We start from the raw sequence: 5,960 nt of genomic DNA on the forward strand, positions 1-5,960 counted from the left end.
ACCCACCCCTTCTTCACCGGCGACGACGGCCGCGACGACGAGGACGACGACACCTACGTGGACGACCCAGTACTCGCGGCGGCAAGTCCGGCAAGGGCAACAAGGGCCGCAAGGCCAAGAACGGCATGGCGTGCCTGGTGGTCGCCGCCGTCATCCTGGGCGGCGTGGGCGGACTCGGCTACGTCGGCTACAAGTTCTACCAGGGCAAGTTCGGCGCGGCCCCCGACTACGCGGGCGAGGGCAGCGGCGACGTCCAGGTCGAGATCCCGAACGCCGCCGGCGGCTACGAGATCGGCAACATCCTCAAGAAGGCCGGCGTGGTCAAGAGCGTCGACGCCTTCGTGTCGGCCCAGCAGAAGAACCCCAAGGGCCTCGCCATCCAGGCCGGCGTCTACACCTTGAGGAAGGGGATGTCGGCCGAGAGCGCGGTGGCTCTCATGCTGAGCCCGGTGAGCCAGGCCAACTTCGTCATCCCCGAGGGCAAGCGCAACGCCTGGGTCTACGAGCAGATCGACAAGCGGCTCGACCTCAAACCGGGCACCACCAAGGACATCGCCGTCAAACAGGCGAACAGCCTCGGCCTGCCCGACTGGGCCAAGGACCACGAGAACGTGAAGGACCCGCTGGAGGGCTTCCTCTTCCCGTCGAGCTATCCGGTCGCCAAGGGCAACAAGCCCGAGGACGTGCTCCGCAAGATGGTCGCGCGCTCGAACGCCGAGTACACCACGCTCGACCTGGAGTCGAAGGCGAAGGACCTCGGGCTCAAGGGCCCGTGGGAGCTGCTGACCCTCGCCAGCCTGGTGCAGGCCGAGGGCAAGACCCACGACGACTTCACCAAGATGGCCGAGGTCGTCTACAACCGCCTCAGCCCGGAGAACAAGGAGACCTACCAGCTCCTGCAGTTCGACTCGACGTACAACTACCTGATGGGTCAGAGCAAGATCAAGATCACCCGCAAGGAGATCCTGAACAACCCCGACCCGTACAACACCTACCGGCAGAAGGGCCTGACGCCCGGGCCGATCGACAACCCGGGCAAGGAAGCCCTGGTGGCCGCGATGAACCCGACGAAGGACGGCTGGATGTACTTCGTCGCCACCGACGGCATGAACAAGACCGAATTCGCCAAGACCCTCGCCGAGCACGACAGGCTCGTCGAGAAGTTCAACGCGGGAAACTGAGATGACCACCAGCCGACGGGCGGCCGTGCTCGGCTCGCCCATCGCCCACTCGCTCTCCCCGGTCCTGCACCGGGCCGCCTACCGGGAGCTCGGCCTCGACGACTGGTCGTACGACCGCTTCGAGGTCGACGAGGCCGCGCTCCCCGGCTTCGTGCGGGAGCTCGACGCGTCGTGGGCGGGGCTCTCGCTCACGATGCCGCTCAAGCGGGCGATCATCCCGCTGCTCGACGAGATCACCGACACCGCGGCCTCCGTGGAGGCCGTCAACACGGTCGTCCTCACCGAGGACGGCCGCCGGACCGGCGACAACACCGACATCCCCGGCATGGTCGCCGCGCTGCGCGAGCGGGGCGTCGAGAAGGTCGACTCGGCGGCGGTCCTCGGGGCCGGCGCCACCGCCTCCTCGGCGCTGGCCGCGCTCGCGCGGATCTGCTCGGGGCCGGTCACCGCGTACGTACGGAGCGAGGCGCGGGCCGAGGAGATGCGCGGCTGGGGCGAGCGGCTCGGCGTCGACGTGCGCACCGCGGCCTGGGAGGACGCGGCCGAGGCGTTCGCAGCGCCGCTGGTGGTCGCCACCACGCCCGCCGGGACCACCGACGCGCTGGCCGCGGCCGTCCCCGACGCGCCCGGCACCCTCTTCGACGTGCTGTACGACCCGTGGCCGACCCGGATCGCGGCCGCCTGGTCGGCGCGCGGCGGCAAGGTGGTCGGCGGGCTCGACCTGCTCGTCCACCAGGCGGTGCTCCAGGTCGAGCAGATGACCGGACGGGCGCCCGGGCCGCTCGCGGCAATGCGGGCGGCGGGGGAGCAGGCGCTCGGCGAGCGCTGACGCGCGCCGGCGTCCGCCCGCCCGGATGCCCACCCGGTTCTGACGTTCCCTGCCCCGGTCTGACGTTTCCGGCCGTGTCCTGACATGACTGTGGCGCTCGCCACGCGAGACTTGCGTTCCGACCAGTGGACCGACGATCGATCGGCGGCGCGGACGTGAAAGGATCGGGTACGGCGGACCGGGGCCGCGCACCCGGGTCGCGCCGCAGTGCCCAGGCGCGAGCATGAGGAGCATCGTTGAGCAGGTTGCGTTGGCTGACGGCGGGGGAGTCGCACGGCCCCGCGCTGGTCGCGACCCTTGAAGGACTTCCGGCAGGCGTTCCGGTCACCACGGAGCTGGTGGCGGACCATCTCGCACGGCGGCGCCTCGGCTATGGGCGCGGTGCCCGCATGAAGTTCGAGCAGGACGAGGTCACCTTCCTCGGCGGCGTCCGGCACGGCCTCTCGCTCGGCTCGCCGATCGCGGTCATGGTCGGCAACACCGAGTGGCCCAAGTGGGAGAAGGTCATGTCGGCCGACCCGGTCGACCCCGCGGAGCTCAAGGAGACGGGCCGCAACGCGCCCCTGACCCGCCCGCGCCCCGGCCACGCCGACCTCGCCGGCATGCAGAAGTACGGCTTCGACGAGGCCCGGCCGATCCTGGAGCGCGCCAGCGCCCGGGAGACCGCGGCCCGCGTCGCGCTCGGCGCCGTGGCCCGCTCCTTCCTGAAGGAGGCGGCCGGCATCGAGATCGTTTCGCACGTCGTGGAGCTGGCTGCCGCGAAGGCGCCGTACGGGGTCTACCCGACGCCGGCCGACGTCGAGCGGCTCGACGCCGACCCGGTGCGCTGCCTCGACGCCGACGCGTCGAAGGCGATGGTCGCCGAGATCGACCAGGCCCACAAGGACGGCGACACCCTCGGCGGCGTCGTCGAGGTCCTCGCGTACGGCGTGCCCGTCGGCCTCGGCTCGCACGTCCACTGGGACCGCCGCCTCGACGCGCGGCTCGCCGCCGCGCTCATGGGCATCCAGGCCATCAAGGGCGTCGAGGTCGGCGACGGCTTCGACCTCGCCCGCGTGCCCGGTTCGAAGGCCCACGACGAGATCGTCAAGGGCCCGGACGGCATCAAGCGCACCTCCGGCCGCGCCGGCGGCACCGAGGGCGGCCTGACCACCGGTGAGCTGCTGCGCGTACGCGCCGCGATGAAGCCCATCGCGACCGTCCCGCGCGCCCTCGCCACCGTCGACGTCGCCACCGGCGAGGCCGCCGCCGCCCACCACCAGCGCTCCGACGTCTGCGCCGTCCCGGCCGCCGGCATCGTCGCCGAGGCCATGGTCGCGCTCGTCCTCGCGGACGCCGTCGTGGAGAAGTTCGGCGGCGACAGCGTCCCCGAGACCCGCCGCAACGTCCAGTCGTACCTCGACAACCTGCACATCCGGTGACCGGCGGACCCCTCGTCGTCCTCGTCGGCCCCATGGGCTCCGGCAAGTCCACGGTGGGCGCGCTGCTCGCCGAACGGCTCGGCGCCGCCTACCGGGACACCGACGCGGACATCGTCGCCACCGAGGGGCGCGAGATCGCGGACATCTTCGTCGAGGACGGCGAGGACCACTTCCGCGCCCTGGAGCGGGAAGCCGTCCGCACCGCCGTCGCCGAGCACGAGGGCATCCTCGCGCTCGGCGGCGGAGCCGTGCTCGACGCCGGCACCCGCGCCCTGCTCGCCCCGCTGCCCGTCGCGTACCTCTCCATGGACGTCGAGGCGGCCGTCCGCCGCGTCGGACTCGGCGCCGCCCGGCCGCTGCTCGCCGTCAACCCGCGCCGCCAGTGGCGCGAGCTGATGGACGCGCGCCGCCATCTGTACGAAGAAGTCGCGAGCGTCGTCGTCGCCACCGACGAGCGCACCCCCGAAGAGGTCGCCCAGGCGGTCCTCGACGCACTGGAGTTGAAGAACGTATGACGGACCAGGAAGTGACCCGTATCCAGGTCGGCGGCTCCGCGGGCACCGATCCGTACGAGGTGCTGGTCGGCCGGCAGCTGCTCGGCGACCTCGCCGGGCTGATCGGCGCCGGCGCCAAGCGCGTCGCGGTGATCCACCCCGAGGCGCTCGCCGAGACCGGCGAGGCGCTGCGCGCCGACCTCGCGGACCAGGGCTACGAGGCCGTCGCCATCCAGGTGCCCAACGCCGAGGAGGCCAAGACCGCCGAGGTCGCCGCCTACTGCTGGAAGGCCCTCGGCCAGACCGGCTTCACCCGCAGCGACGTCATCGTCGGCGTCGGCGGCGGCGCCACCACCGACCTGGCCGGCTTCGTCGCCGCGACCTGGCTGCGCGGCGTGCGCTGGATCGCCGTGCCGACCACCGTGCTCGGCATGGTCGACGCGGCCGTCGGCGGCAAGACCGGCATCAACACCGCCGAGGGCAAGAACCTCGTCGGCGCCTTCCACCCGCCGGCCGGCGTGCTCTGCGACCTGGCCGCGCTCGACTCGCTGCCGGTCAACGACTACGTCTCCGGCCTCGCCGAGATCATCAAGGCTGGCTTCATCGCCGACCCGGTCATCCTCGACCTGATCGAGGCCGACCCGCAGGCCGCCCGCACCCCGGCCGGCCCGCACACCGCCGAGCTGATCGTGCGGTCGATCAAGGTCAAGGCCGAGGTCGTCTCCGGCGACCTCAAGGAGGCCGGCCGCCGCGAGATCCTCAACTACGGGCACACCCTCGCGCACGCCATCGAGAAGAACGAGCGGTACAAGTGGCGCCACGGCGCCGCCGTCTCGGTCGGCATGCTCTTCGCCGCCGAGCTCGGCCGGCTCGCCGGCCGCCTCGACGACGCCACCGCCGACCGGCACCGCGCCGTCCTGGAGTCCGTCGGACTGCCGCTCACCTACCGCTACGACCAGTGGCCCAAGCTCCTGGAGACCATGAAGGTCGACAAGAAGTCCCGCGGCGACCTGCTGCGCTTCATCGTCCTCGACGGCCTCGCCAAGCCCACCGTCCTGGAGGGCCCCGACCCGGCCATCCTGCTCGCCGCCTACGGCGAGGTGGCCGCGTGACCGAACCGCGTCGCGTCCTCGTCCTGAACGGTCCCAACCTGGGCCGGCTCGGCTCCCGCGAGCCCGACATCTACGGCGCCACCTCCTACAAGGGGCTCGTCGAGTCCTGCCGGAGCCTCGGCGAGCAGCTGGGCCTCGACGTCGAGGTGCGCGAGACCAACGACGAGGGCGAGATGATCCGCTGGCTGCACGAGGCCGCCGACGGTTCGATCCCGGTCGTCCTGAACCCGGGCGCCTTCACCCACTACTCGTACGGGATGCGCGACGCGGCCGCCCAGCGCACGGCGCCGCTGATCGAGGTGCACATCTCGAACCCGTACACGCGTGAGGAGTTCCGGCACACCTCGGTGGTCGCCTCGGTGGCCACCGGGACCGTCGCCGGCTTCGGCATCGGCTCCTACCGGCTCGCCCTGCGCGCGCTCGTGGAGGAACTGGACGCCTGACCGTCCCGCCCTCCCGGGCACCTTCAGCCGCCCCCGGCCGTTTCCCTTGCGGAAGCCGGGGGCGGTAACGTTCCGGCAACGGAACTGACGGCGGACGAGACGGAGTGGCACCGCATGCAGCACGGGATGGGGGCTCCGCTGCCGCCGCAGGTACCGGTGGGTCACCCGGTGGGACTGCCGCACGGCCCCCAGGCGCCGGCCCCCGGCGCGCCGGCCCATCACCCGCAGGCGCCCGCTCCCGGCGCGCCGGCCCACCACCCCCAGGCCCCCGCCCCTGGCGTACCGACTCACCATCCGCAGGCGCCCGCTCCCGGCGCGCCGGCCCATCACCCGCAGGCCCCCGCCCCCGGCGCACCGGCTCACCACCCGCAGGCCCCCGGCCCCGGCGTGCCGGCCCATGGGCCCCACCCGCCGGTGCCGGGGCCGCAGTGCACCCCGGTTTTGTTCTTTCCTGTCGCGTATGTTGTCGGTGGGGGTCCG

The 5,960-nt window shown here is 72.5% G+C and carries 6 protein-coding genes; all 6 read left to right on the forward strand.

Annotation, left to right across the window (positions count from 1 at the left end):
* Positions 1-125: 125 nt before the first annotated feature.
* The 6 genes from mltG (at position 126) to aroQ (ending at position 5,480) form a co-directional block, all read left to right on the forward strand.
* Complete coding sequence (gene mltG / locus ACWEV0_RS35395) at positions 126-1,181, forward strand: endolytic transglycosylase MltG (protein ID WP_453153921.1); 1,056 nt, start codon at positions 126-128, stop codon at positions 1,179-1,181.
* Position 1,182: 1 nt separating this feature from the next.
* The gene (locus ACWEV0_RS35400) at positions 1,183-2,010 is read left to right on the forward strand and encodes a shikimate dehydrogenase (RefSeq protein ID WP_453153922.1); all 828 of its coding nucleotides are present in this window, start codon (positions 1,183-1,185) and stop codon (positions 2,008-2,010) included.
* Between the two features lie 236 nt (positions 2,011-2,246).
* A complete protein-coding gene (gene aroC / locus ACWEV0_RS35405; RefSeq protein ID WP_451610924.1) occupies positions 2,247-3,431 on the forward strand; it encodes a chorismate synthase in 1,185 nt (394 codons plus the stop codon).
* Positions 3,428-3,946: a shikimate kinase gene (locus ACWEV0_RS35410; protein WP_453153923.1), complete on the forward strand. Its 519-nt coding sequence runs from the start codon at positions 3,428-3,430 to the stop codon at positions 3,944-3,946. Before aroC ends, ACWEV0_RS35410 begins: the two co-directional genes overlap by 4 nt.
* Positions 3,943-5,037, forward strand: a complete 1,095-nt coding sequence (aroB, locus tag ACWEV0_RS35415) for a 3-dehydroquinate synthase (protein WP_453153924.1) — start codon at positions 3,943-3,945, stop codon at positions 5,035-5,037. The genes ACWEV0_RS35410 and aroB overlap by 4 nt, the downstream gene beginning before the upstream one ends.
* The gene (aroQ, locus tag ACWEV0_RS35420; protein ID WP_453153925.1) at positions 5,034-5,480 is read left to right on the forward strand and encodes a type II 3-dehydroquinate dehydratase; all 447 of its coding nucleotides are present in this window, start codon (positions 5,034-5,036) and stop codon (positions 5,478-5,480) included. The genes aroB and aroQ overlap by 4 nt, the downstream gene beginning before the upstream one ends.
* Positions 5,481-5,960: the final 480 nt, after the last annotated feature.

Source organism: Streptomyces sp. NPDC003943 (assembly GCF_053605265.1).

Excerpts from the sequence above, each read along its gene's own strand:
- mltG (WP_453153921.1), top strand. The coding sequence starts at position 126 with ATGGCGTGCCTGGTGGTCGCCGCCGTCATCCTGGGCGGCGTGGGCGGA.
- ACWEV0_RS35400 (WP_453153922.1), top strand. The coding sequence starts at position 1,183 with ATGACCACCAGCCGACGGGCGGCCGTGCTCGGCTCGCCCATCGCCCAC.
- aroB (WP_453153924.1), top strand. The coding sequence starts at position 3,943 with ATGACGGACCAGGAAGTGACCCGTATCCAGGTCGGCGGCTCCGCGGGC.